Source organism: Rhodococcus sp. Chr-9 (assembly GCF_000801125.1).
Taxonomy (GTDB): domain Bacteria; phylum Actinomycetota; class Actinomycetes; order Mycobacteriales; family Mycobacteriaceae; genus Rhodococcus; species Rhodococcus pyridinivorans.
This window is the reverse complement of record NZ_JTIZ01000132.1, coordinates 1-301: the sequence shown is the minus strand read 5'-3', so window position 1 is coordinate 301 and position 301 is coordinate 1. Positions and strand designations below refer to the sequence as shown.

Sequence of the window (301 nt, the reverse complement as noted above, 5' to 3'; positions counted from 1 at the left end):
TTGCTTCATTAGCTTCTGTACCAGTTTTAACCCGACTTTTTCCCCTTGTTTAAGTAGAAGATGATGAATTTTAGGAGCACCATAGATTCCTCGGTTAGCATTGAAGAGTTGAGAAATTTTGAGTGACAGGTATTGTCTCCTTAATTGAGTTTTAGATGGATGTCGGTTAATCCGTTCATAATAACTTGATTCAGGAACATCAAGGAGTTGACAGCTTAGTCTGACATTGAGTGCTAAAGTTTGTATGGTTTGAGCCATATCCGCAGCACTCACTTCTTTTTCTCGGCGAATATGGTCAATA

At 38.5% G+C, this 301-nt stretch carries 1 protein-coding gene; it reads right to left on the bottom strand.

Translation table 11 applies throughout. The features are described from left to right. On the bottom strand, positions 1-301 hold a 301-nt coding region (locus tag QR64_RS26305; protein WP_161793644.1), incomplete at both ends, for an IS3 family transposase.